Origin of the sequence: Clostridium nigeriense, assembly GCF_900086595.1 — a bacterium.
GTDB classification, from domain to species: domain Bacteria; phylum Bacillota; class Clostridia; order Clostridiales; family Clostridiaceae; genus Clostridium; species Clostridium nigeriense.
In genome coordinates this window covers 3195090-3219832 of sequence record NZ_LT575472.1, presented here as the reverse complement: position 1 = coordinate 3219832, position 24743 = coordinate 3195090, and the positions used below count along the sequence as shown (strand labels likewise).

At 26.4% G+C, this 24743-nt stretch carries 24 protein-coding genes; 16 read left to right on the top strand and 8 right to left on the bottom strand.

Translation table 11 applies throughout. From position 1 onward, the window contains the following. Window positions 1-76: 76 nt before the first annotated feature. Complete coding sequence (gene ahpC, locus BN6774_RS15080) at window positions 77-640, bottom strand: alkyl hydroperoxide reductase subunit C (RefSeq protein WP_066895236.1); 564 nt, start codon at window positions 638-640, stop codon at window positions 77-79. 255 nt (window positions 641-895) lie between these two features. Here ahpC and BN6774_RS15075 point away from each other — a divergent pair, with 255 nt between their 5' ends. Continuing rightward, a complete protein-coding gene (locus BN6774_RS15075; protein ID WP_066895234.1) occupies window positions 896-1150 on the top strand; it encodes a TIGR04540 family protein in 255 nt (84 codons plus the stop codon). Window positions 1151-1268: 118 nt separating this feature from the next. Here the strand turns inward: BN6774_RS15075 and BN6774_RS15070 are convergent, their stop codons facing one another. Continuing rightward, the gene (locus BN6774_RS15070; protein ID WP_066895232.1) at window positions 1269-2267 is read right to left on the bottom strand and encodes a glycosyltransferase; all 999 of its coding nucleotides are present in this window, start codon (window positions 2265-2267) and stop codon (window positions 1269-1271) included. A 203-nt stretch (window positions 2268-2470) separates the two neighbouring features. Continuing rightward, window positions 2471-3823 carry a [Fe-Fe] hydrogenase large subunit C-terminal domain-containing protein gene (locus BN6774_RS15065; RefSeq protein WP_066895230.1) on the bottom strand — a complete coding sequence of 451 codons (1353 nt, stop codon included), beginning with the start codon at window positions 3821-3823 and terminating at the stop codon, window positions 2471-2473. 187 nt (window positions 3824-4010) lie between these two features. Here BN6774_RS15065 and BN6774_RS15060 point away from each other — a divergent pair, with 187 nt between their 5' ends. Next, window positions 4011-4769: a DUF2087 domain-containing protein gene (locus tag BN6774_RS15060; RefSeq protein ID WP_066895228.1), complete on the top strand. Its 759-nt coding sequence runs from the start codon at window positions 4011-4013 to the stop codon at window positions 4767-4769. Continuing rightward, complete coding sequence (locus BN6774_RS15055; protein ID WP_066895226.1) at window positions 4769-5629, top strand: GNAT family N-acetyltransferase; 861 nt, start codon at window positions 4769-4771, stop codon at window positions 5627-5629. The genes BN6774_RS15060 and BN6774_RS15055 overlap by 1 nt, the downstream gene beginning before the upstream one ends. A gap of 46 nt (window positions 5630-5675) precedes the next feature. Here BN6774_RS15055 and BN6774_RS15050 read toward each other — a convergent pair whose 3' ends face one another. Both BN6774_RS15050 and BN6774_RS15045 read right to left on the bottom strand, forming a co-directional pair. Next, window positions 5676-6266 carry a manganese efflux pump MntP gene (locus BN6774_RS15050; protein WP_066895224.1) on the bottom strand — a complete coding sequence of 197 codons (591 nt, stop codon included), beginning with the start codon at window positions 6264-6266 and terminating at the stop codon, window positions 5676-5678. Between the two features lie 313 nt (window positions 6267-6579). Then, a complete protein-coding gene (locus tag BN6774_RS15045) occupies window positions 6580-7791 on the bottom strand; it encodes an NAD(P)/FAD-dependent oxidoreductase (RefSeq protein ID WP_106404281.1) in 1212 nt (403 codons plus the stop codon). Between the two features lie 131 nt (window positions 7792-7922). Here BN6774_RS15045 and BN6774_RS15040 point away from each other — a divergent pair, with 131 nt between their 5' ends. The 6 genes from BN6774_RS15040 (at window position 7923) to BN6774_RS15015 (ending at window position 11727) form a co-directional block, all read left to right on the top strand. Beyond that, on the top strand, window positions 7923-8825 hold the full coding sequence (locus BN6774_RS15040) for an AEC family transporter (protein ID WP_066895220.1): 903 nt from the start codon (window positions 7923-7925) through the stop codon (window positions 8823-8825). A gap of 128 nt (window positions 8826-8953) precedes the next feature. Continuing rightward, window positions 8954-9127, top strand: a complete 174-nt coding sequence (locus tag BN6774_RS15035; protein WP_066895218.1) for a (2Fe-2S)-binding protein — start codon at window positions 8954-8956, stop codon at window positions 9125-9127. A 146-nt stretch (window positions 9128-9273) separates the two neighbouring features. Further along, a complete protein-coding gene (locus BN6774_RS15030; RefSeq protein WP_066895216.1) occupies window positions 9274-9468 on the top strand; it encodes a hypothetical protein in 195 nt (64 codons plus the stop codon). A 313-nt stretch (window positions 9469-9781) separates the two neighbouring features. Beyond that, on the top strand, window positions 9782-10159 hold the full coding sequence (locus BN6774_RS15025; RefSeq protein ID WP_066895215.1) for a zinc ribbon domain-containing protein: 378 nt from the start codon (window positions 9782-9784) through the stop codon (window positions 10157-10159). Window positions 10160-10227: 68 nt separating this feature from the next. Further along, window positions 10228-10845 carry a superoxide dismutase gene (locus BN6774_RS15020; RefSeq protein ID WP_066895213.1) on the top strand — a complete coding sequence of 206 codons (618 nt, stop codon included), beginning with the start codon at window positions 10228-10230 and terminating at the stop codon, window positions 10843-10845. A gap of 162 nt (window positions 10846-11007) precedes the next feature. Further along, entirely contained in the window at window positions 11008-11727 is a 720-nt protein-coding gene (locus tag BN6774_RS15015) for a glycerophosphodiester phosphodiesterase (protein WP_066895211.1), read from the top strand. 46 nt (window positions 11728-11773) lie between these two features. On the opposite strand, the gene BN6774_RS15010 is transcribed toward BN6774_RS15015, so the two are convergent. From BN6774_RS15010 to BN6774_RS15000, 3 genes are all read right to left on the bottom strand, one after another. Beyond that, on the bottom strand, window positions 11774-12586 hold the full coding sequence (locus tag BN6774_RS15010; RefSeq protein ID WP_066895209.1) for an alpha/beta fold hydrolase: 813 nt from the start codon (window positions 12584-12586) through the stop codon (window positions 11774-11776). An 81-nt stretch (window positions 12587-12667) separates the two neighbouring features. Beyond that, window positions 12668-14110 (bottom strand): hypothetical protein, encoded by a 1443-nt coding sequence (locus BN6774_RS15005; RefSeq protein ID WP_066895208.1) that lies wholly within the window; start codon window positions 14108-14110, stop codon window positions 12668-12670. A 195-nt stretch (window positions 14111-14305) separates the two neighbouring features. Continuing rightward, the gene (locus BN6774_RS15000; RefSeq protein WP_066895206.1) at window positions 14306-14914 is read right to left on the bottom strand and encodes a hypothetical protein; all 609 of its coding nucleotides are present in this window, start codon (window positions 14912-14914) and stop codon (window positions 14306-14308) included. Window positions 14915-15256: 342 nt separating this feature from the next. On the opposite strand from BN6774_RS15000, the gene BN6774_RS14995 reads away from it, so the two are divergent. From BN6774_RS14995 to BN6774_RS14965, 7 genes are read left to right on the top strand one after another with little or no spacing between them, the layout of a single operon-like run. After that, window positions 15257-17665 carry a hypothetical protein gene (locus BN6774_RS14995; protein WP_066895204.1) on the top strand — a complete coding sequence of 803 codons (2409 nt, stop codon included), beginning with the start codon at window positions 15257-15259 and terminating at the stop codon, window positions 17663-17665. Beyond that, the gene (locus BN6774_RS14990) at window positions 17665-18588 is read left to right on the top strand and encodes an ABC transporter ATP-binding protein (protein WP_066895203.1); all 924 of its coding nucleotides are present in this window, start codon (window positions 17665-17667) and stop codon (window positions 18586-18588) included. Before BN6774_RS14995 ends, BN6774_RS14990 begins: the two co-directional genes overlap by 1 nt. A gap of 14 nt (window positions 18589-18602) precedes the next feature. Then, a complete protein-coding gene (locus BN6774_RS14985) occupies window positions 18603-19493 on the top strand; it encodes an ABC transporter permease (RefSeq protein WP_066895200.1) in 891 nt (296 codons plus the stop codon). Window positions 19494-19497: 4 nt separating this feature from the next. Beyond that, the gene (locus BN6774_RS14980; RefSeq protein WP_066895198.1) at window positions 19498-21054 is read left to right on the top strand and encodes a pectinesterase; all 1557 of its coding nucleotides are present in this window, start codon (window positions 19498-19500) and stop codon (window positions 21052-21054) included. A 12-nt stretch (window positions 21055-21066) separates the two neighbouring features. Next, window positions 21067-22050, top strand: coding sequence for an AAA family ATPase (locus BN6774_RS14975; RefSeq protein ID WP_066895196.1), 984 nt, complete (start codon window positions 21067-21069; stop codon window positions 22048-22050). A 3-nt stretch (window positions 22051-22053) separates the two neighbouring features. Next, complete coding sequence (locus BN6774_RS14970; protein ID WP_066895194.1) at window positions 22054-22938, top strand: DUF58 domain-containing protein; 885 nt, start codon at window positions 22054-22056, stop codon at window positions 22936-22938. Between the two features lie 12 nt (window positions 22939-22950). Continuing rightward, window positions 22951-24738, top strand: a complete 1788-nt coding sequence (locus BN6774_RS14965) for a vWA domain-containing protein (protein WP_066895192.1) — start codon at window positions 22951-22953, stop codon at window positions 24736-24738. Window positions 24739-24743: the final 5 nt, after the last annotated feature.

The following is a 24743-nucleotide window of genomic DNA, read 5'->3' as shown; positions in this document are numbered from 1 at the left end:
GTTAATTATTAAAAAAATAGCGAGTTTCCTCGCTAAATTTTTAAGGGAGAAGATAGCCTCCCTTATATGTTATCTATTATAGCTTTCCAACTAAGTCTAAGCTTGGTGTTAATGTTTCAGCTCCTGGAGTCCAGTTAGCTGGGCAAACTTCATCACCATGTTCGGCTACGAATTGAGCAGCTTGAACTTTTCTTAATAATTCTTCAGCATTTCTACCAATTCCGTTTTGGTGAACTTCGTAAGCTTGAATTGTTCCTTCTGGATCAACTATAAATGTTCCTCTTAATGCTAGACCTTCTTCTTCAATAAGAACTTCAAACATTCTTGCTAACTTACCAGTAGGATCTCCTAACATTGGATACTTAATCTTTCCAATTGTTTCAGTAGTATCAGCCCATGCTTTATGAACAAAGTGAGTATCTTCTGATACTGAATAAATTTCAGCTCCAATTTCTTTAAAGCTATCATAATGATCAGCTAAATCTCCTAATTCTGTTGGACAAACAAATGTAAAGTCTGCTGGGTAGAAGAAGAATATTGACCACTTTCCTAAAACATCTTCCTTTGATACTTCTACAAACTTTCCATTATGATAAGCTTGAACCTTAAAATCTTCTATTTTCTTTCCTATTAATGACATATTGTTTCCTCCTAAATCTCTTTTAATATTCTCTATGTATTAATAATAATTATTATTTAATAATTTGTCAATAGATTTTTAAGAAATAATGAGAATTTTTATCAATTAACTTTCTATGATTTAAAACAATATAAAGTATAAAATTTAAGTACATTTAATAATTAAATAAATTATTAATTTTATACATGTTGTATATAAGATATATTTGGTATAAAATATACTTAAAAAGTAGATTTTTTAGGGAGGATTATATTCTTGAATAAGGGTGGAATTAGACTATATTATAAAAATCAAGAGGAGCTTAGCTATGCTTTAAGAAACTACATAGATGATTATTTTGAAGGAAACGTTGAAGACGATACCTTAGAAGAAAAAATTTATATGGTTATACAAGCTAACAAAAATAAATTTTACAAAGATAATGAGATAGCTAAGAAACCAAAACAAATATTGGGTAAAACAAGATTAAATGTTTTAGAACAAATTTTACAGAAGAAGCAGGGGGAATAGGGTAATATTACAAGGTATAATTATTTACTACAACGTAGAAGTTCCACTAAGTTATATTGAGTAATTTAAATAAACTATAAATTTTAAGGAAGAGGACAAACCTCTTCCTTAAAATTTATTAATTATTATCCAATGAAATTAACGAAAAACCAAAAAATTCGGGAATTAGATCATTTGATTTATTGTGAGTTAGATTAAAATAATTTGAATACTCATTAGTATCATAACTTAAATAAATTTTAAAATATTCTTTTGAGAGATTAATTTCATCAATTTTCTTATAGCAGTAACTTAAAAATAAGTATAATTCTCTAATAAAATTATATTTTATAGAAAAGCTTTCACCTATTAAAATTGCTTTATTGTATTTTTTTAGATTGTAGTATGATTTAACTATTAATAAAGTAACGTAACTATTTATAAAAATATTATCATTTGAATTAAGTGCTTTTAAGTAGTAGTTAGCGGCTAAATTATATTTTTTTAATAAGTAATATTCATTTCCTATATTGTAATAATATAAATAATTCTTTTCTTCATCAGAAAAAGATAAATAAATATTTAAATTTCTATTACACCTATCTGTAAGACTTTTTCTATTATAATCGAATCCAAAGTTATATAATAAATAATCTAAATTCATTACTTTATTTATATAGGATTCTCTATATTTAGAATTCATTAGATTCTCATTAATTTTTCCTGAAAAATAGAAACCGGAGTTATTTTTTATTATTCGCAATACATATTTTCCATTATAAGCTTTATTATCAATGACATTAATGAGCTTTAACCTAAAGCCTAAATGATTTGAGTTATTTAAAACTTTTTTTATTTCATGGGTTTGAGAGCTATCTAATGCTTCATCACAGTCAAGATATAATATCCAATCTTTAGAGGCCATTTCTAAGGCTTTATTTCGTGCAGAACTAAAATTATTTTGCCAAGGAAATTTTATTACTTTAGCATCATATTTTTCGGCAATACTTATTGTATTATCAACAGAACCTGTATCTACTAATATTACTTCATCAGCAATGGCTTTTATACTTTCTAGGCATTTCAATAAGTTCTTTTCTTCATTTTTAGCTATTATACAAATACTTAAAGTATCCAAATTAAATTTCCTCCAACAAAACTTTTTATATTATAGGATATGATAGGTGTTAAATTTATGATAATAATAGATAAAAAGATATTCATAGTAATTTCTACTTAAAATTACTTAATAAGATATCAAAAAATAAATAAACACATATAGTATTGTTACAATTCACAACAATATTACATGTGTTTATATTAAACTGAGTCTAATTTACATTAATTAAATTTTCTATGAAAAATCTTGGTTTTATTTTCATCTTCAAAATCTTTTAATGATGATATTCCTATTTTATTTAACACATCATCCATAGTAGAACTATGAGTGGCAATTTTTATTGGGGAATTAAAGGCAAGATTATCCACAGATATCTTTCCTTGCTCCTTTGGGATAAGAGCTTTGGGACCACCAACACATCCACCAATACAACCCATTCCTTCAATAAAGTTAGCAGATACTTCTCCACTTAATGCTTTATTTAAGACTTCTTTGCATTCTTTTACTCCTTCAGCTTTAACTGATTTAAAAAGCTTTGCTTTTTCTGGATATAACTCTTCAACAGCCTCATAGACTGCAGTAGATACACCGCCAGTACGAGCATATAATCTACCACCTCTTGAAGCATAATCTTTAGTTGGAATACCCTCTAGTTTACTTGGATTAATTTCTAAAGATTTAAATATATTATCTAATTCTTGGAATGTTAATACAAAATCTATATCTCCACATAAATCTGCTTCTTTAGCTTCAGCTTTTTTAGCAATACATGGACCAATAAAAACCACTTTAGCCTTTGGATTTAATTCTTTTATAATTCTTCCTGCACCAATCATTGGTGATACCGATGGTGATAAATCTGGAACTAATTCTTTATACACTTTTTTTAACATTCCTACCCACATTGGACAACAGCAAGAGGTTATCATTAAGTCTTCTGGTCCATTTACATGTCTATTAAATTCCACTGCTTCTTTAATAGTTATCATATCAGCAGCAAAGGCTACTTCAATCATATCAGTAAAGCCAACTTTTATTAAGGCTGCTCTTAGTTGGTCAAGGGATACATTTTCACCAAATTGACCTATAATTGCTGGAGCAACAGCAGCAATAACTATTTCATTGTTTTTTATTAAATCAGCAATTGGTATAAAATCAATTTTGTCTAAGATTTTTCCTTCCTTACAAGAATCAATGCATAACCCACATCCAACACAAGAGTCATAATTAATATATGTTGTTTTATTTTCTTTATCATATAATATTGCATTAAAAGGACAACTTAATTGACATTGGTGTTTTCCATTTTTATCTTTCTTACAATTAATACTACAACTTTCAAGTTTTTCTACTAATTTTTTATTTACAGAGTAATTAGTAATAGCTTTTTTTATGTTATATACATAGTTATTGTCAAAGTCTATAGATACTCCGCAAAGAGAGGTTATAATTTTAAAAGTTTCTTGAGGAGAAATTTCATGACAAACCATAATTCTTGATAGAGTTTCATCAAAATTCCCGTTGTAATAAGATTTTACTAAAGAGTTAAAAAGATCATTATATTTACTATGCACTTTTACACCACCTAATAATTATTTATATATATTATTAATATCCTATATTTGCAATTAATATTATACTATTTTAGTAAAAATGAAAGATAAAGTATTTTGCAAACAAATATAAAAAATGTTTATAATTATATAGACTAAATGATTATAGCGTTGTATTATAATATTAACAATATTTGGAGGTGGAATAATGAGTGATTTGTTTTGGAGTGCTAATATAGAGGAAGTAGAAAGAGGGTTTATTGAAACAGAAGAAAATATAAAGTGTCTTATATGTGAAGAGAATTTTATTAAGGGAAGAATATATGAGATAGAAGGGAATCTTTATGAAGCAAAAAAAGCTGCAGAAATTCATATAATAAATAGACATAAATCAATGTTAAATTATTTGTTAAATATGAATTCATCTTATACAGGCATCTCCTCTTCACAAAAGTCAGTAATAGAGTTAATGGCTTTAGGGTTAACAGATAAGGAAATATCACAAAAGCTAGGAATAGCAAACTCAACTATAAGAAATTATAGATATAAATTAAGAGAAAAAGAAAAGCAGTCAAAAGTCTTTTTAGCAACAATGAATTTATTATCTAAAAGTATTAATAGGGATATTAATATTTTAGAAGAAGATAAAATTTGTGATCCACATAAGGGAGCAACAACATTAGATGAGAGGTTTAATATAACAAGTGAAGAAAAAAGAAGGGTTATTGAAACTTATATAGATGAAAATGGAGCATTAAAAAGCTATCCTTCTAGAGAAAAAAAGAAAGTTATTTTATTAGGAGAAATTATTAAAAATTTTAATATAGGCAAGAAGTACACTGAGAATGAAATTAATAGAGTTTTAAAAAGAATTTTTGAAGATTATGCAACAATAAGAAGGGCGCTAATTCAATATGGTTTTTTAGAAAGATCAAAGGATTGTAGCGAGTATTGGGTTAAGGAATAATGGTAAAAAGCTTTTTAGATATGGATATAAAAGAGCAAGAACGAGCTTTAAATTTTATAATGAAATATAAAAATACGTATAAATCAGTAGAAGACTTTAAAAATGAATTGAATAATAAGATATGTAATTATGGAGAAGGAATAATATTTTATTACGATGAAAATGGGATAAAAGGGAAGTTATCAATAATATTAGAATTAGTAGAAAAACTAAAAGTGATATATATAAACAAGATTATTTGCCCTTATGAGGATGAAAATATATTAAAAGCTTTAATTAATGAGGCAAAAACAATTGCAGATAAATATAAAGCAAAAGAAATTTTAATTGGAATAAGGGATGAGAAACTAATGAATTTATCAAAAAAACTTGGATTAAATAAATCATACTCATCTTTTAAAATGATATTAAAAAATAAAAGTACTATTTATAATACCTTAGAGACAGTTAAGTTATCAAATAAAAATATTGAAGATTATGTAAATACTTATAATAAATCATTTATGGACATGCCACATGGAACATTTATTGAAATAGAAGATGCTAAAGAGTATTTAGAAAATAAAGATCCAAAGGAAGACTATTTTATTATAATTAAAAACAATGAAAAAATAGGTTTTTTAAGCACTGTAATTGAAGATAATAAGGGTTTTTTTGATATAGGTTTAATAAAAGAATATAGGGGAAAAGGATATGGTAAAAAACTTTTGGAAACTGCAATTGAGTTTTTTAAAGAAAAAAACGTAGATAATATATGTTTGATTGTTATAGAAAAAAATGAGGTTGCTTTTGAAATGTATAAAAAAAGAGGTTTTGAAGTTTATGAAAAGTTAAGTGACTGGATAGAAATTTATTTATAAGGGCTGTCTGTGCGACAGCCCTTAGATATGTTATTTTAATACTTTTTTATGCTAGTCCAGATAAGTGTTCAATTAAGATTTTAATGCCTATAAATATTAATATAATTCCTCCAAGCAATTCTGCATAGTTTTGAAATAATCCTCCAATTTTTTTCCCAAGAAATACTGCAAAAAAACACAGGATAAAGGTTGTTAATCCAATGATTATTATTGATGGAATTATGCTTATATTTAGAAAAGCAAGGCTAACTCCAACGGCTAAAGCATCAATACTAGTTGCAATTGCTAGAACAGTTAACTTTTTATAACAAAAGTCATCTCGTTTACACTCAGTAGGTACATTATTATCTCCACCATTTCTAATGTCCTTAATAGATTCTAACAGCATTTTTCCACCTATAATACCTAGTAAAATGAAAGCTATCCAATGATCTATAGATTTTATATAACTTTCAAAATAAGTTCCAACCCACCAACCTAATAAAGGCATAAGTGCTTGGAAAGCACCAAATAAAAATGCAACTCTAAAAGAATATTTTACTTCATTATCTTTTAGGCAAAAACCTTTAGCAAGAGAAACTGCAAAGGCATCCATAGATAATCCTAAGCCTGTCATAAAAATTGAAAATAAACCCATAATATGTACTCCTTTTTATTATGCTAGGAAATTATAAAAATGTTTTTATAATTTCCATATTTTTATAGAATTTATTATAAAACTAAAGTTATAAGGAATTTATTAGCTTTATATATCATGAACAAATAAAACGAGACTTATACGTAGCAAAGCTACGCATAAGTCTCGTTATTTAATATTAAGCCAGAACCACGTTCAATATGTTGACTTAATAACTCTTACTAAATTAGAGCTAACTACTCCCTTATACAAAGTATCTTAATATATAATATCAAATAATTAAAATACTATCAATAAATAAATTTAGATTATATTAATTATCAAATCTATCAACACTAAATAATTCCATATTGGAATCATAATCCTTTTTATATAGTTTTGATAGCATTAGACCTCCTAATATAGAGAAAAGAACTCCATTTGCACCATATCCAAGACAATACCACAAATTTTCATTAGTTTTTTTAGAAGGTCCAATAAAACCTAAATTGTCTTTAGTTGATGCAAAACAACCACAATACTTATATTGGATTTCAATATTTTTTATATTTGGAAACATTGATCTCAATTTATTTTCTAAGATAGAATATTGTTTATTGCATAAAACTTCATTATTTATATCTTTAAAATTAATATCTTCTCCTCCAATTATAATTCTATTATCAGAAGTAGATCTTAAATAATTATATGGATCAGAAGTATTTCTAATCAAAACTTTATTACTCCAGGGTTCGGTATCTAGTGGATTAGTAACAAGATTAAAGGTAGTATACTTAGTAGCAAAATTTTTGTTAGTAAATAATTCAGTATTATATCCAGTAGCAACAATAATTTTTTTGCATTTAATTTTAAATCCGAAAGATGTTTCTACTTCTATATAATTACTAAAATAATTTATTTTTTGAGCTTCAGTGTTTTCATATATTTTAACTCCCATATTTGAAGAAATGTTTAAAAGTTGCCTTGTAAACTTATAAGGATTAATTTCAGCACCACCATTTCTAGCAAGTACACCATATTTTAATGGGAAATTATATTTAGAGTTCTCCGAATTAATTAATTCTACATGGAAACCAACTTCTTTTCTTAAATTAAATTCTTCTTCAATTAACTTTTTATCTAAGATATCATTAGAATAAAAAAGAGTATCTCTTTCATGATATTCACATTCATTTCCATAATCATTAATAATTTTATTGATTTCCTTTAAAGCAAAGTCACCTAATTTATATGCCTTTTCAACATTTTCTTTTCCAAGTATAGGAATAAGTTGAGAAAAGGTGCTATCAAGTTCATATTGAAGTAGAGCTGTAGTAACACTAGTACTGCAATATCCAATTCTATTTTTTTCTATAATCACAGCTGGGATATTGTTTTTAGAAAAATAATACCCACAAATGGCTCCAGTAGCTCCACCACCAATTATCAAAACCTCTGTTTCTATATTTTTAGATAAATATTTATACTGTTTATCAATAGGATTTGAAGTGAAAAATGGTATTCCTTTTACATATTCAGTCATTATATTATTTCCTCCAAGACATTATTATAAATATTATTTATCATATATTAAAAATTTATCCTGAAAATTATAATGATGTAGATTATTAATAAAACAGTAATATAATATAAAGAATAAATTTATTGGTGAGAGAAATGAATATAGTTAAAGAAATTACTTCACTATTTTTAATAATGTTAATTGGAGTATATGGAAAAAGAAAAAATATAATAAATGAAGAAATAAATATAGGTCTTAGAAAAATTTTATTAGAAATAACATTACCTTTGTTAGTTATTAATTCATTTAGCTTTGATTTTCAAGATGAAATGAAAAGAAATATATTAATAGCTTTTATTTATAGCATAGCCTTTTTTATAATTGCTACTATTATATCCTATATTTTTTTGATCCCTATAAAAGGAGACAAGAAAAGAATATTACATTTTGCTAATGTATTTTCTAATTGTGGGTTTATAGGATTTCCTGTTATAAATAATTTATATAAAGCAGAAGGCATGGTCTATGGATCAATATTTAATATGGTATTTACTATTTTTCTTTGGACATATGGAATTATAATTTTTTCTAATAAAATAAATAAGAAAAATATTAAAAAAGTCTTTTCAAATCCATCTATAGTTGCTGCTTATATAGGAATTTCAATGATGCTTCTTAATATAAAACCTCCTTCATTTATATTAGAATCAATGAAAATGGTAGGTAATATGACAACTCCAATTTCTATGATAATTGTTGGGGGAATATTAGCAAAAGTTAAAGTAAGGGATTTATTTAAAGAAGTATCAATATATTATGGAGCTGTAATTAAGCTAATATTAATTCCATTAACTCTATATATTATTAAATTGTTTTTAAAAGATAATTCAACTATAATAAACACTATTATAATTCTTCAAGCTATGCCAGCAGCAGCAATGACATCCATATTCGCTGCAAATTTTAATAAAGAGAAGGAGTATTCAGCAGTAGTAGTATTTTTATCAACTTTATTATCAATAATAACTATTCCTCTAATAGTCAGCTTTATTTCTTAATTAAGATTAACTTTTAAATAATATCTTTTATTTATAATGAAAATATAATATAATTAAAACAAGCTATAATAAAAAAGCTTTTTGTTACAAATAATAATAGTGATAATTTAGAAATTGAGGTGTATAATATGGATTTAATTTGCTTATGCAAAGGTGTAGAAAAGGACGTAATAGTTAAAGCTATAAAAGAAGGCGCAGATACATTTGAAAAAGTACAAGAAGCTACTGGAGCAGGAACAGGTTTTTGTGGTGCAGGTAGATGTAGAGGCAAGATAGAAGCTTTAATTGAAGAAAATAAATAGTGTATAAGGGTTGTTTTACAACCCTTTTTTTATTTATTTATTAAGATTCTATTAAATATGTTAAAATTAGAATAAAATGTAACCAAAATGACAATAAATCATTCTATAATATAATAAGGAGATATTTTAAAAGGAGGTGAAAAAATATGCTTAAGGTAGATACTAATAAACATTGTAGTTTAAATAAATCAATAAGAGCTCTATTCTATATGAAGCAAAACATTAATAACTCAAGAACTTATAGTGAAGAAGAAAAAATGTTACTTACAAGAAAAATTGAAAAGGATATCTATAATACTTGGGAAAGAGTAAAATATGATTTAAAAATAAGAAAAGGATAGAAACACTATTATTTTTATATTAATTCTTAAATAATTATAGAGGAGCATATTTTAATGATAATAAAATCCAGTATTAAGGATGTATATAATAATAGTAATAACAAAATAATTTTGCATAATAAGTCATAAGAGAAGTTAGGATTAATATTATTCTAGCTTCTTATTAATTTGTTTCGTTAAATTAATAAGTAGATATATGTAAGTCTATTAAATTAAATAAATAATATTTTTAGTAAACTTACATATGGTTACTTTTATTTAGAAGATGTTAAAATAGTATATAGTATATTTTTTAATAATTAAGGAGAACGCTATGTTTTTTATAGGAATTTTTGGAGTAGAGGATAAGGAAAAAGAAATTAAAATAGTTGATAAAATACAATGTAAGTCATGTAATAATATAACAAGGGGAAGATTAATAAAGTCCTTTAGGTATTTCCATTTTTTCTTTATACCTATTTTTAAATGGAATGAAGAATATTATATAGTGTGTGAAAGCTGTAATAAAGTATTTTCAATTTCAAAAGATAAGGGGAAGGACATAGAGAATGGAAATAATATAGAGATAACGTATTGGGATTTAAAAGAAATAAATATGAATTATAATTATACCTCAGTATGTAATAATTGTAAAAAAGTTGTGGATAGTGAATATGAATATTGTCCTTATTGTGGTAATAAATTAAGATAAAGTTTTGAATAAATATAATATCTCTGGATAAATTATAAGTAAATATGTAATTTGAAAGGAGAACATTTATGTATAATAAAATTGATTTACCTTATGCTTTTAATGCATTAGAACCATATATTGATGAAGAAACTGTAAGAACACATTACGGAAAGCATCTTCAAACTTATGAAACTAACTTAAATAAGGCTTTAGAAGGCTATGAAGAATACACAAAAGGGAAAACTTTAGATCAACTAATAAAAGATATAGAAGATCTGCCAGAAGAAATAAGGCCTGCTGTAGTAAATAATGGAGGTGGAGTATCTAATCATAATTTATATTTTTCAATTCTTTCACCTACACCTAAAAAACAACCAGAGGGCAAATTACTTGAAGAAATAAATAAAACTTTTGGAAGTGTAGAAAATTTAAAAGAAGAATTAACAAATGTTACTATAAGCCAGTTTGGATCAGGTTATGGATTTTTAGTTAAAGATAAGGATGGCAAATTATCTATAGTTAAGAGGGTAAATCAAAATTCGCCTGTTATGGATAATTTAATTCCTATTTTAACTATAGATGTATGGGAACATGCTTATTATTTAAAATACAAGAATTTAAGAGCAGATTATGTTAAAAATATATGGAATATAATAGATTGGGAAAAAGTAGAGGGGCTTTACGAAAATTGTCATAACATATAATAACTTATAAAGGAGGAGATTCTAAAAGGGTTTCCTCCTTAATTTATTATTTTAATTAAAATTGGAGTGATTTTAAATATTAGAATGCTGTAATGATGTAGAATATTAATTTTAAAAAATATATAATATTAGTATTAATTTTTATAAAAGGAGAAGAGAATTATGATTAATTTTGCTCATAGAGGAGCAAGTAATGATTACCCGGAAAATACCATATTATCATTGAAGGAAGGTATAAATTCAGGAGCAAATGGATTAGAAATTGATGTGCATAAAAGTAAGGATAATGAATTAATAGTAATACATGATGAGGATATAGAAAGAACATTTTGTGGGAGAGGCTTAGTTAAAGATTATACATTAAAAGAATTGAAAAAATTTAAGAATAGAAAGAAATTATTTAGAAATAACGATGAGTGTTGTATTCCAACTTTAAAAGAAGTATTAGACTTAGTAAAAGATAAAAATATTCTACTAAATATTGAGTTGAAAACTGATATTATTTCTTATGATGGAATAGAAGAAGATGTTGTTAATTTGGTTAAAAAGTATGGGATAGAAGAGAAAATTATATTATCTAGTTTTAATCATGAATCAATAAAAAAAGTAAAGTTAATAAGTAATATAAAAACCGGAATTTTATATGAAAGGCCCATAAAGAATGTAGTTGAATATGCAAAAGTATTAGGAGTTGAATATATACATCCAGATTTAAGATTAGTAGATGAGGATTTAATAAAAGAAGCACATAAAAATAATATAAAAGTTAATATTTTTACTGTAAACAACCCAATATACATGAGAATGCTTATTGACAATAAAGTAGATGGGGCTTTTACTGATTATCCAGAATTGTTAAATGAAATACTACAACAGGTTTAAATATTATATTATGGGGCTATTTTAAAAAGCCCCAAATATTATTCTATCATTTCTCTATAAAGTTTAATAAGCTTTTATTCACTTTATCTTTTTCCTCAATAAAAGCACCATGTCCACTCTCTGTTAATGGAATTAAAGTAGAATTTTTAATTTTTTCATTTAAATATTTAGCAAATTCATATGGACAAATTAAATCATGAAATCCATGAAGTATCAGAGTTGGAAGATTAATTTTTTCAATGTCATCAAACAATCTTTCATCTCTTAAGCTAACTAAGCATTTGAAAGTACCCCAAGGAGAGGCATTTAAAGCAATACTATTGAACCAATTTAGCATAGGTTGAGATATATACTTAAAAAAGAATTGGTCAGATACATCTTTTAAAAATTTTGGCCTATCTGATAAAGAGTCCTTAATAAATTCATTAACTTTTTCTTGTGTATAACCATAAGGGAAGTCCTTGGTTTTAACCCAGCTAGGTACTGCGGCACCAATTAAACAAAGCTTAGAAACACCATGGGAATTATACTTAGAGATGTATTTGATAGATATAGCACCACCCATAGAGTGACCAACTAAAGTTATATTTTTTAGATTAAGCACATCAATCACTTTTTTTATATCTGAAGCCATAGTATCATAATCGTAATTATTATAAGGTCTATCAGATTCACCAAAGCCCCTTAAATCAACAGCTACACATCTATATCCTTTATCAGGGAAAAAATCTAATTGATATTCAAAGGCAGTATGATTCAATGGCCAACCATGTATAAATAATATTGTTTTTTCAGAATCAGAATTTAGGTCTTCTACTAAAATCCTAGCATTATCAGAGGTTTTAATAAAATATTTCATAGTTGCTCCTTAAATGTAATTAATATATAGTCAATATATTCAAAAGCTATTCTTGATGACAATAAGATAAATAATAAAAAATTAATCTTTTAAAAAATAAGTTAATTTAGATAAGATTTCTTTGAATTTAAAGGTATTTACTTTTTTTAATTTCATAGTTTTAGTCTCTTTCTTTAACAATTCTAATTCTAGTTCCTTTTCAATATATAATTTTTTTAATTCATTAAGTTCAGTTTCTTTATTAGATAAATCATCTTGAAGGAGTGATATACTTTCATTTAATTGGTAGGTATTTTCATTAAACTTTTCTATGAGATTCTTAATGGAATTTAATTTGTTTTCATTTGATAGTAATTTAGTTTTTTGTTTTTTTATAATATTGCTTTGTTTTTGAATTAATATATCTTTGTCAGAAAATGATATATTATTTGAGTTATTTTCTATGTTAATAAGTGAAAGAAAATATAGAATATAAAATCTATAACTATTATATTGACTATGTTTATAAATTAGCTCATAGATATTATCAATTACTAATAATTTTGGAGAATTGATGTTTATAATGAATGTGTATCCTATGCACATAATATTTTTATTTTCTAAGACGTTTGAGATATAGTAAGCTTTATAAATCTTTAAGTTATTTACTTCATCCACTTGATAAGGCTTGATAAATGAATTACCTCCATCAATGGAAACAGTACTAAAAAGTTTATTATCCTTAAACCAAAAGCACCAAATATATCTATGAGCTATAAATATTGATGAAGAAAAACTAGATTTACTTTTAAATATAGAAATGCAATTATTTAAAGATAAAGTAATTTTACAATAATTTAATAAATAGCTTTTATTAGTATCTATTTTTGTATAAATAGAATGAAGTTCATTTTTAAGAGATAATAAATAATAGTCTTTAAATAAGCCAATAGATTCATCTATTTTATAAAATTCAGAATAAGTTTTGGAATTAGTATTATATAGCTTATACCCTAGAGTATAGTTAGTTTCTTTTTTTTGATACAGGATATATACATTATCCTTAATAGAGGAAAGTGAAAAATTAATATTATTTTCAAAGAAAAACTTATCAACTAATGATGGTAAGCCTAAATTATACTTATTATCAATTATATAAGAGTTTATAGTTAAAACATTAGTATATTTATTATAGATGCTACAAAATAATAATAAATCATTTTTAATAAATATAGCTTTAAAGTAAGTATCTATTTCATCATATTCCTGATTTTTAACTATATAATTGTAACTCCACTTTTTATTAGTATATATCTTCATAACTAATTGCCTACTAAGGTTTTCATATATAAGACATATTGTATCATTTGGTAATAAGCTTACGGAATATTTACCAGTAGTTTTTTTAGTTAATATATATATATTTGACCACTTATTTTTTTCATATATTTTATATGTAATTCCTAATCTTTTATCATATAGAAAGTTCCATATAGAACCATTAGATTGCTTTAGAATGTGTATATTTTGTTCTATAGATACCACTAGCTTTACCTCTCAAATTAATTGTTCATTTATATAGAATATATGCATATTACGTTTGATATTATAACTTTAATGACTATAAAGAAAAAATATAAAAATGGCTTCATCACAATAATAAATTTATTTTGATGAAGCCAAGTATAAGTTTATTTTATAATATATATGCTAAAGATAGTATTTATAATTTAAAGATTATTAAGAGCATGCTGGAAGTCTGAAATTACCTGTTACTTTTACAAAGCAATCTCCTGGAGTATATACAGCTCTAAAATCTGCAACTGGAACTGTAACAGTATCACAGTTAAATCTAATATTAGAACGAGTAATAATAGCATCTTCATAATTACATTTATTACAAATAACTTTATTTACACAGATACTGTTGCTAGCGCATGCTGCTACGGTAGAATTAGAAGGTACAACACAATTTCCTGTAGTTTTAATATCTACATTGACAACAAATGAGATACTTCCCACAACTCTTATATCCCATTTTGGAATTCCATTACAACAACATGATTCAACCACTGTTCTTAGGCAACTTAAATCATATATTATCTTAGGTGTAGGGCTATTAGTAGTAGGAACAAAGTTACCAGGTAAACTTATTACAGCACAAAATGGAATATAACGGCTAGTAGCATCTACATTAGCACAGGTAGTTTGAGGACTAGCTGCACATGATGGAGTAGTTTGAGTTACAGCTTCTACTTGATTTACTACTTCTTCTTCACTATTTAATGAAACTGCAATTTGCTCACTTAAGCTATTCATTTCCTTCATAATATCCTTTATTTTTTTCATATAGATTCTCCTTTAAATTTTTTTCTTCTGAAATAGCACTTTATGTAATATATTATGAAAATAAAGAGGTGTTTGTTCCTTTATTAATTTAGTTTTTATTAAATTAAGATATTAAGTAAATTTACCTATTATATTAAATAATTATTACAAATTTATAAAAAATTAACATATTATAGTAAAATGTAGTGAATAATAGTAAAATTAAAATAATAAGGCTTAATAATATTTATTAGGTATATTTAGAGAAAATAAGGAAATTTTAAGATTTTGTTAAGGTAAATTTCTATTATTTGGTCTAGACTTATAATATGTGAGAAATTTTATAACTTAGGGGGGAAAATAATGAAGTTATTCTTGAAAAAGAGTTTATTAGTAATGCTTACAACTTTAGTAATCAGTACTATTTCCTTTAGTAATTTAATTGTAAAAGCTGATACTAATAAAGCTGAGGCTTATGAAATGAAAATTACTTCAGGATTAGAAGGAAAGTATAGGGCTTTAAAGTATATTCCAGTTACTGTTGAATTTACGAGCTCTGAAAAGGATTTTAATGGAGAAGTAGAAATAAGAACAAGTGGTGCACGTACTTCTACTTATGATTCCTATAGTAAGGAAATTTCAGTGACTCAAGGTGAAACTGGAAAATTAACTATTCCAATAAAACTATTAGAAGGATCGAGTAAAATAACAGTAAATCTTGTTGAGAATGGAAAGGTTTTGTTTGAAAAGAAAAGCCTAATTTCAAATGGAAGAGTAAGTGAATCAAATTTATTTATGGGAGTTTTAACAGATGACCAAACATCCTTAAGCTATACAGGAAGTGTAATGTTTGATAATCCTAATAGCCCAGGATATAAAGGTGTAATTGAAAAAGTTCAATTAGATGAGAAGATAATTGGAGAAAATAATTTAAACATAGATGGATTGGATATTATCCTTATTAATAATTATAATATGTCAAACTTAAAAACTGAACAATATAAAGCATTAAGTTCTTGGGTCAATAAAGGTGGAACTTTAATAATTGGTGCAGGAGCAAATGAAGGAAAAACTATCAGTAATATAGATAATGAATTTTTAAGCATAAAGTCAAGAGGAACTAAAGAGAAAAATATTACTTTAGTAGATGAAAACTTAAAACTTATAGTTTCAGACTTAGAAGTAAAAGATTCTAAGATTAAAAATGGAAGTGATGATAATCCTTTAACCTACTCCTTGAAAAGAGGCAAGGGAGAAATAATAGTTACAACCTTTGATTTGGGTTTAGATCCATTAATATCATCAAAAGATGCAGGAAAATTTTTTAGCAACATTATATCAGATTCTACAACTAAGCTCTTTGAAAATAATATGAATGGCGGATATATGCAAGGATATTATAGAGCAAGCGAGCTAACAAGAACTATTCCTATAAATGAAATAGTAGGGGTTAAGTCTTTAATAATAGTTCTTTCTTTATATGCAGTTATAGTTGGTATCATTCTTTATATAGTGTTAAAGAAAATAAATAAGAGAGATTTTGCTTGGATTGTAATACCTGTAATATCAATATTATTTACTTTTATAATTTATTTTATGGGTTCAGCAACAAGGGTTAATGACATTGTATTAAATCAAAATAATATAATTTTAGTAGATGAAAATGGAAAAGGAACTGCTAAAGGATATTTAGGAATAGGAAGTAAATATAAATCAGATGTAATAATTAAAAAGCCTGAAGATTTAACTATGAACTATGCAACTATTGACAATTACTATTATGGAAATGAAGAAGAAGAAGGAAGCAGTATTTTAAGAGTTAAGACAACATATAGTGGAAATAATTCCTACTTTACCTTTAATAATAGTGATGCATTAGATATGAAGCCTTTTGAAGTAGTAGGCAAGGAACAAATAATATCTACAATTGAGTCATCATTTAATTTATCAGAGGGAAATTTAAATGGAAAAGTTAAGAATAGTTTAGGATATGATATTAATAAATTATTGTTAGTAGCCGGAAGAAATATTTGGGATATTGGTTCAATTAATAAAGATGAAGAAAAAGAGATTAGTGATTTAAAGACTGTGGGTTCTGGCGGTTTACAAGCATATTCAGATACTTTAAATCAAAAATACTATGATGCTAGATGGAATAACAAAGAAAAATTAAAATCTGAAGAATTTAAAAATATATTAAGAGTATCAGGTTTAATTGGAGTTGCTTCTGATGAAATTCTTATTAATAAAGATATTAAGTTAATTGCAATTACCAATTTACCTATAGAATATGGTGTTGACTTTGGAAATAAATCAGTTTCTAAGTTTGATACAACTGCAATAGTTCAAGATGCAGAATTAGATTTTAGAGATAAAAATGGTGATTATAACTTCCCAGATGGATATTTTGATCATACTGTAGAGTCCTCTTCAAATAATGTTCATATAGACGATTATAATGGCTATATTTATGGCCAAGGGGAAGTAGTATTTAAATATGAAATTGATAATAATATAGAAATTTTAGATTTAATTATTAAACAAGGAATAGATAGATATGGATATTCCCCTGGAGATAATGCAGAAAAGTATATTTACAACTATAAAACAGATACCTATGATAAATTTTTAATGTCACAAGGATATGAGAAAATTAAGGATTTAGAAAATTATATATATAATAATACTGTTAAAGTTAAGTATATAGTAGATGATGCAGGTAAAGGTCAATCAATGATTCCAAGAATTACTGTAAAGGGGAGGGAAAGATAGTGCTAGTTATAAAGAATCTTGAAAAATCCTATGGTAATTTTAAAGCATTAAAGGGTGTTAATCTAGAAATTCAAAAAGGTGAAATTTTTGGTTTTATAGGTCCAAATGGAGCAGGAAAAAGTACTACTATGAAGATTGTTTCTGGGCTTCTTTCACCGGACAGTGGAGAAGTATATGTAGATGGAATAGATGCCATTAAGAACAATAAAGCATTAAAAGATAAAATAGGCTATATGCCTGACTTCTTTGGTGTATATGATAACTTAAGAGCTATAGAATACTTAGAGTTTTATGCATCGATATATGGAATAATTGGAGAAGAAGCAAGAAAATTATCTATGGATTTATTAGAACTTGTTAACCTTCAAGATAAGTGGGATGCAAATGTAGATGGATTATCTAGAGGAATGAAACAAAGATTATGCTTAGCTAGATGTTTAGTCCATAATCCAGAGTTATTAATATTAGATGAGCCAGCATCAGGTATGGATCCAAGAGCAAGGTTTGAAATGAAGGGAATATTAAAGAACTTAAGAGAAATGGGGAAAACCATAATAGTATCCTCTCATATATTATCAGAACTTGGTGAGATTTGTACTAGAATAGGAATAATTAAAAATGGATCTATAGTTTGTGAAGGAACTGTAGAAGAAGTTATGTTAATGGCATCGGGGACAGCACCTATAAATATAACTGTTATAGATAAAGTTGAAGAAGCAATACAATTATTAAAAGAGAAAACAGAAGTTAAAGAAATATCAGTTGATAGTAATAAAGTTACTATAAATGTAGCTGGTGGAGATAAAGAAGCTAGGGATATATTAAAAGATTTAATATTAAAGGATATTCCAGTTATAAGCTATAGTAAAGCATCAGGGAATTTAGAAGAAGTCTTTATACAAATAACTGAGGAAAATAATTAAAGGGGGGCAGCAAGATGAAATTAAATCCAGTTTTAAGAAATGAAAGTAAACTATCTGTGAGAACTCCAAGATTTTCACTAATGCTATTAATATATATTGCAGTTTTATCAGTAGGCACTTTAATATTTTACAATAGCTATAGCTCAGATGTTTATGCTTCAGGGATAAATCCTCAAGGAGCAGTTACTCTTTATATTGTTATGGCAGTAATACAAGCTATATTATTAATGTTTATAGTTCCATCATTAACAGCAACTTCAATATGTTCAGAAAGAGAAAAGCAAACATTAGACATTTTACTTTCAACAAGATTAAGTCCTCTACAAATTATACTTGGAAAGCTTTCAGCTTCTTCCTTAAAGGTAATAATGCTAATAATTTGTACAATACCTTTATATGCAATTTGCGGATTAATAGGAGGTATTAAACTAAGTAATATATTGATTTTAGTTGGATCTTTTATTATAAGTACAATATTTGTTGGAGCCATTGGGGTGTTTATTTCCACTTATTCTAAAACTTCCAAGGTAGCAACCTCATTAACCTATGCTTTAATATTGTTCATATTTGTTGGAACAATAGTTATAGCTTATATTCTGTTGATGGTTAATATGTATAAAATGGGCTACAACGGAAAAACACCAGAAATTTCTCCAATTGCCTATTTAAGTCCTGCAACTGGCTTCTTTGTAATGTTATCTAATCAAGTTGGATTTGGAGGAAATTCTATTTACTTTATAGGACAACTAGGTGTTTCTAAATATGCAGATTATATAAGTATTAGTATTCAATTAATATTTAGCTTCATATTTATATTTTTAGCAGCAAGGAGGCTAAATCCGTTAAATGAAAAGAAGTTTTCAAGAAGGAAAAGGGCAAAAGGAAAGAAAAAAGTAAAGGAGTAGGGCTATGAATTCTTTAAACAATGAAATATTAACCTTTATTAGAAAGGCATCAAAAAGAATTAAAGCTAACTTTATAATTAACTTAAGCATAATAGGTTTAAAATACCTATTATGCTTAATATTATGCGTACTATTAATATCTTTGTTTATAACTATTCCATATGTAGAAGAGATTTCTTTAGGAATTTTACTAGTAGGAGTTATGGGAATTATAATTTTTGGGTTTATTAAAGCACCAGATAATAGGAAAGTTGCTTTAATAGTAGATTCAAAGGGGTTAAAAGAAAGAGTAACAACTTCTTTAGAATTTATTAATGAAGAAGATAACATATCTATTGCTCAAAAAAAAGATACAGTAAAATTTATTAAAAATTTTAATATTAAAGAAAATCTAAAAATTTCTATAGATAAAAAGCAAATAATTTTAGTAATTTCATTAATTTTTCTATGTGTACTAACTTCTTTTATAGATACAGCATCTAAAAAAGAAGCTAATAACATAAGAGAGTTCAATAAATATCAACAGGAATATATTAAAAAGATTGAAGAAGAGAGTAAAAATGTGGATAAGTTAGAGAATTTATCAAAAGAAGAGAAGGAAGCAATAAAAAAGATATTAGAGGATGCAAAGAAGGAATTAAAGGAAAGTGAAAAGAAGCTTGATGTAAATAAAACATTAGAAAGAATGGAAAAGAAGCTAGAAGAGGCAAAAGAAAAGTCAAGCAGTGAAAAAAGCAAAGAAGATATACAAAATATGCAAAAGAATTTATTAGATAAATTTAATAAGGAAAAAGAAGAGGGAGCTAAAAAAGATTTAAATAAGCTTACAAATGAACTAATAAAGAAAAAAGAAGGTAAAGATTTAGCAGAGGCTATATTATCTAAGGATAAAGAAGCTTTAGAAAAGGCGTTAGGAAAATTAAAAAAATCCTTAGGAAATATGAGTTCAAGTGAACTTAATAATTTGTCAAAAGCTTTAGCAAGTGCTTCTGAAGGTGTTAATGATGAAAATTTAAAAGAAGCCTTAGAAAATGCATCTAATTCAGTTTTAGATGGAAAGTTAGATGCTGAAGCTTTAAAGGAAGCTATTGAAAATTCTCAAAATAATAGTGATGGTAATAAAAATGAAGGAGAAGGCTCAGGAGAAGGAGAAGGCTCAGGAGAAGGTTCTGGAGAAGGAGAAGGCTCTGGTGAAGGCGAAGGTTCTGGAAGTGGTCAGGGAAATGGTCAAGGACAGGGAAGTGGAAATGGATCTGGTCAAGGTTGGAACATGGGAAGCGACGAAGGTAAGGAAAATGATATAGATAACAAAGTAGGAGAGCAAGTATATATTCCAGGAAGAGAGGTTGGAGATGATAAGAACCTTACTGGAAATAAAAATCAAAATGGAAACTCTCAAAGTATAGATTCAGAAAATGGATTTAATTTAGATGGAAATAAAATAAATTATGATAAGGTAATTGGAGATTATACTAATAGCGCCTTAGAAGGTGCTAATAATAGTAATTTACCAGAAAGTTTAAAGGATCTTATTAAGCAGTATTTTGAAGGATTAAACTAAGGGGTGAAAATCATGGAAATAAATGAGAAAGAAATGCTAGAAATTTCAGAGAAAATTAGAAAATGCGAAGAAGAAATATCAAAAGGAATTATAGGTCAAAAGGATATAATAAGAAATGTTTTAGTTGCAATATTTGCTGATGGAAATGTACTTTTAGAAGGTATGCCAGGAATGGGAAAAACTCAATTAGTAAAGACAATAGGAAAGGTATTAAATTTAAAATTTTCTAGAATTCAATTTACACCAGATTTAATGCCAGCAGATGTTGTTGGTACTAATATAGTTGTAAAAGAAGAGGATAAAACTGTATTTAAATTTGAAAAGGGGCCGGTATTTACTAATCTTTTACTAGCAGATGAAATAAATAGAGCTACTCCTAAAACACAATCGGCTTTACTTGAAGCAATGGGAGAAAAAACTGTTACAGTAGGAAAACAAACTTATGAGATGTCGAAGCCTTTTATGGTACTTGCAACTCAAAATCCAATAGAACAAGAAGGGACATATCCACTACCAGAAGCTCAATTAGATAGATTTTTATTTAAGTTAAATGTAGATTTTCCAAACTTACAAGAATTAAAAGAAATAATGGATTTAACCTTAACTAATGATAAAACTGATATTAATGCTGTTCTTGAAGGGGATGAAATATTAAAGATAAGAGAAGCAATAAGGGAAATTAAGATTGCAGATTCTGTTAAAGAATATGCTTTAAAGTTAATATTAGCTACTCATCCTGAAATAGAAGAGGGTGCTGAAATAGTTAAAAAGTATCTAGAAGCAGGTGCAAGTCCAAGAGCTGCTCAAGGGATAATTAGCGGAGCTAAAGTTAGAGCTGTAATGGAAGGGAGACTTAATGTTTCCTTCGAAGATATAAAAGTATTGGCTTATCCAGTTTTAAGACATAGAATTATATTAAATTTTGATGCTATAACAGAAGGTTTAACTGAGGAAAGTATTATAGATAAGCTATTAGAAGATTTAAAGGTTGTGTAGTTAATGAGTGAAAGATTATTTAATGAAGATTTCTTCAAGAAGCTAAATAAAATTAATATGCATATAAATTTTAAGCTTTCATCTGGAACTCAAGGAGGAAGAAAATCTAAAGCAAAAGGAGTATCAGTTGAGTTTTCAGATTATAGAGAATATGCACCAGGAGATGACTTTAGAAGAATAGATTGGAATGCATATGGAAGATTTGATAAATTTTTTGTTAAAGTTTTCATGGAGGAAAGAGAAGGAGTATTTAATTTTTTTATAGATAAATCTAAGTCTATGGATTATGGATTAGTAAATAAAAAGGATACTGCCTTAAAGGTAGTTGCAGCCCTAAGCTATATTGTATTAAACAATTTAGATAGAGTAAATATTTCTACTATGGATAGTGGAAGTATAGAAAATATTAAATCAGCTGCAGGAAATAAGGCTTTTCAAAGAATACTTAGGGAATTAGAAAGTCTAGAGTTTAAAGGAAGTACAGATTTAACTAAAAGTATAAAAAAGAGACCGTTAACTCCTAGAGGAGTTTCTGTTATAGTGTCGGATTTCTTTAATAACCAAGGAATGAAGGATTTAGAAGAAGCCTTAAAATATTTAGCTTTTAAGAAACAAGATATAATTTTAGTTCAAATATTATCAGAGGAAGAACTAAACCCTGATTTTAATAATGAAATTACATTTATAGATAGTGAAACTAATGAAAATATAAAGATGAGTTTAACTCCAAGTATAATTAAAGAATATAAATCTACATTGAAGATATATAAAAAATCAATTGAGGATTTAGTAAGAAAATATGGTGGAAAGTTTATAAGTGTAAGCTCATCAATGGAAATAGAAGAAATAATATTAGGTGAATTTAGTAAGAAAAGAGTATTGTATTAGGGGGAATATATTATGGGATTTAGTAGCTTATGGCCTTTATTTTTATTAATAACTATTCCTCTTTTAATACTACTTTATATATTAAAGAGAAAGTATAAAGAAGAAGTTATTTCTTCAACTCTTTTATGGAATGAAGTTTATAAAAATACAAGAGCCAATACACCTTGGGAAAAACTTAGAAAAAATATAATGTTACTTTTGCAAATAATTACATTATTACTACTAATTTTAAGCTTAATGAAACCATATTTAAATTTTGGAGGCAAGACTTATAAAAATATTATCCTAGTATTAGATAATACTGCAAGTATGAGTGCAGAGTATGGAAGTGGAAGTAGATTAGATGAAGGAAAAAGATTAGCAAAGGAAGTTTTATCTTCAACTAAAGAAGATACTAATACTTATATTATATCTTTTGACGGAAGTAGTAATTTACTTCAAAATGGTGAGTTTAATAAGGAAGTATCTAATGAAATTATTAATTCTATATCTCAAAGCTATAATACAGGTGATATAAATGAAACTATATCTTTTATTAAGGCTATAGGAGAAGGTATTGAAGAAGATTATGAAGCAATTATTATTACTGATAAAGACTTTTCATTGGGAGATGTTAATGGAAAGGTAGTGTCACTAGCAAATTCAGGTGTAAATGCTTCAATAGATAATGTATCTCATAAGTTTTTAGAAGATAAAGTTAGAGTAATTGCTACTATAACTAATAGAGGAACTGGAGATTACGAAGGGGATTTTTCTCTTTATGATGGAGAAGAGCTTATATCAGTTGAAGCTCTAAATCTTAAAGAAGGAGAAAATAAAACATTAAGCTTAGATTTACCATCAATTAAATCAGAAACTTTAAGAGGAGAATTATCCAGAAAAGACATGATTTTAGGAGACAATACTTATAATCATGTAGTTGGAAAGAAAAAGGTTAATAAAATTCTTATAGTTACAGAACAAAATTTATTTTTAGAAAAAGCCTTTAGTAGTATTCAAAATACTGAAGTATATAAAACTAATAATGTATCTAATTTAACTAGTTCAGATATTTATGATTTATATGTATTTGATAGTGTTACACCAGATGTTATGCCATCAAAAGGAAGCATATTATTTATTAACCCTTCATCAAATGAATTTTTTAATGTTATTTCTGGTGGAGAAGGGGGAGAAGCTAAGGCTGTTATTGGAGAAGTATCAAAATACTTAGAAGATACAACCTTCACTGCTGGAAAATATAATTCAATAGAAATACCTTATTACGGAAGGGGTTTTTTAAATATAGATGAAGAGTTTATAGGATTTAAGGGAGAAGTTGATGGAAGAAAAATTGCTGCTTTATCCTTTGATCTTCACAATAGTGATTTTCCACTAAAAAAAGAGTTTCCTATATTAATGTATGAACTTGGTGAAAATTTAATTTCTAGTGGGATGGTGTATAAGAACAACTATAAGGCTGGAGAAAAAATCATAGCTAAGGGTATAAGTTTAGATTCTAGTATTACACTAACTTATCCAAATGGTGAAAGTGAAGAAATATCTTCAGGCGATGAAATAAAAGAGGAAAGTCAGCTTGGGATATATAAACTAGAAGCCTTAGAAGAAAAGGAATTATTTTCAGTAAATTTCCCTTCAGAAAAAGAAGGAGATACTAAGGTAAGTAATATTAGTGAAAGTGAGAACTTAGTAAGTTCTAAAGCAGAGTTAAAAAGAGGATTAAATATTTCTCCTTTACTTATAATTATGGCAATGATGGTAGTAGCTTTTGAATGGATAATGTATAAACGAGGAAATTAGGAGGC

Excerpts from the sequence above, each read along its gene's own strand:
- BN6774_RS15055 (WP_066895226.1), top strand. The coding sequence starts at position 4,769 with ATGGTAAAAAGCTTTTTAGATATGGATATAAAAGAGCAAGAACGAGCT.
- BN6774_RS15030 (WP_066895216.1), top strand. The coding sequence starts at position 9,274 with ATGCTTAAGGTAGATACTAATAAACATTGTAGTTTAAATAAATCAATA.
- BN6774_RS15050 (WP_066895224.1), bottom strand. The coding sequence starts at position 6,266 with ATGGGTTTATTTTCAATTTTTATGACAGGCTTAGGATTATCTATGGAT.
- BN6774_RS15035 (WP_066895218.1), top strand. The coding sequence starts at position 8,954 with ATGGATTTAATTTGCTTATGCAAAGGTGTAGAAAAGGACGTAATAGTT.
- ahpC (WP_066895236.1), bottom strand. The coding sequence starts at position 640 with ATGTCATTAATAGGAAAGAAAATAGAAGATTTTAAGGTTCAAGCTTAT.
- BN6774_RS15025 (WP_066895215.1), top strand. The coding sequence starts at position 9,782 with ATGTTTTTTATAGGAATTTTTGGAGTAGAGGATAAGGAAAAAGAAATT.
- BN6774_RS14975 (WP_066895196.1), top strand. The coding sequence starts at position 21,067 with ATGGAAATAAATGAGAAAGAAATGCTAGAAATTTCAGAGAAAATTAGA.
- BN6774_RS15015 (WP_066895211.1), top strand. The coding sequence starts at position 11,008 with ATGATTAATTTTGCTCATAGAGGAGCAAGTAATGATTACCCGGAAAAT.
- BN6774_RS15010 (WP_066895209.1), bottom strand. The coding sequence starts at position 12,586 with ATGAAATATTTTATTAAAACCTCTGATAATGCTAGGATTTTAGTAGAA.
- BN6774_RS15040 (WP_066895220.1), top strand. The coding sequence starts at position 7,923 with ATGAATATAGTTAAAGAAATTACTTCACTATTTTTAATAATGTTAATT.
- BN6774_RS14995 (WP_066895204.1), top strand. The coding sequence starts at position 15,257 with ATGAAGTTATTCTTGAAAAAGAGTTTATTAGTAATGCTTACAACTTTA.
- BN6774_RS14980 (WP_066895198.1), top strand. The coding sequence starts at position 19,498 with ATGAATTCTTTAAACAATGAAATATTAACCTTTATTAGAAAGGCATCA.
- BN6774_RS15020 (WP_066895213.1), top strand. The coding sequence starts at position 10,228 with ATGTATAATAAAATTGATTTACCTTATGCTTTTAATGCATTAGAACCA.
- BN6774_RS14970 (WP_066895194.1), top strand. The coding sequence starts at position 22,054 with ATGAGTGAAAGATTATTTAATGAAGATTTCTTCAAGAAGCTAAATAAA.
- BN6774_RS15000 (WP_066895206.1), bottom strand. The coding sequence starts at position 14,914 with ATGAAAAAAATAAAGGATATTATGAAGGAAATGAATAGCTTAAGTGAG.
- BN6774_RS14985 (WP_066895200.1), top strand. The coding sequence starts at position 18,603 with ATGAAATTAAATCCAGTTTTAAGAAATGAAAGTAAACTATCTGTGAGA.
- BN6774_RS15060 (WP_066895228.1), top strand. The coding sequence starts at position 4,011 with ATGAGTGATTTGTTTTGGAGTGCTAATATAGAGGAAGTAGAAAGAGGG.
- BN6774_RS14965 (WP_066895192.1), top strand. The coding sequence starts at position 22,951 with ATGGGATTTAGTAGCTTATGGCCTTTATTTTTATTAATAACTATTCCT.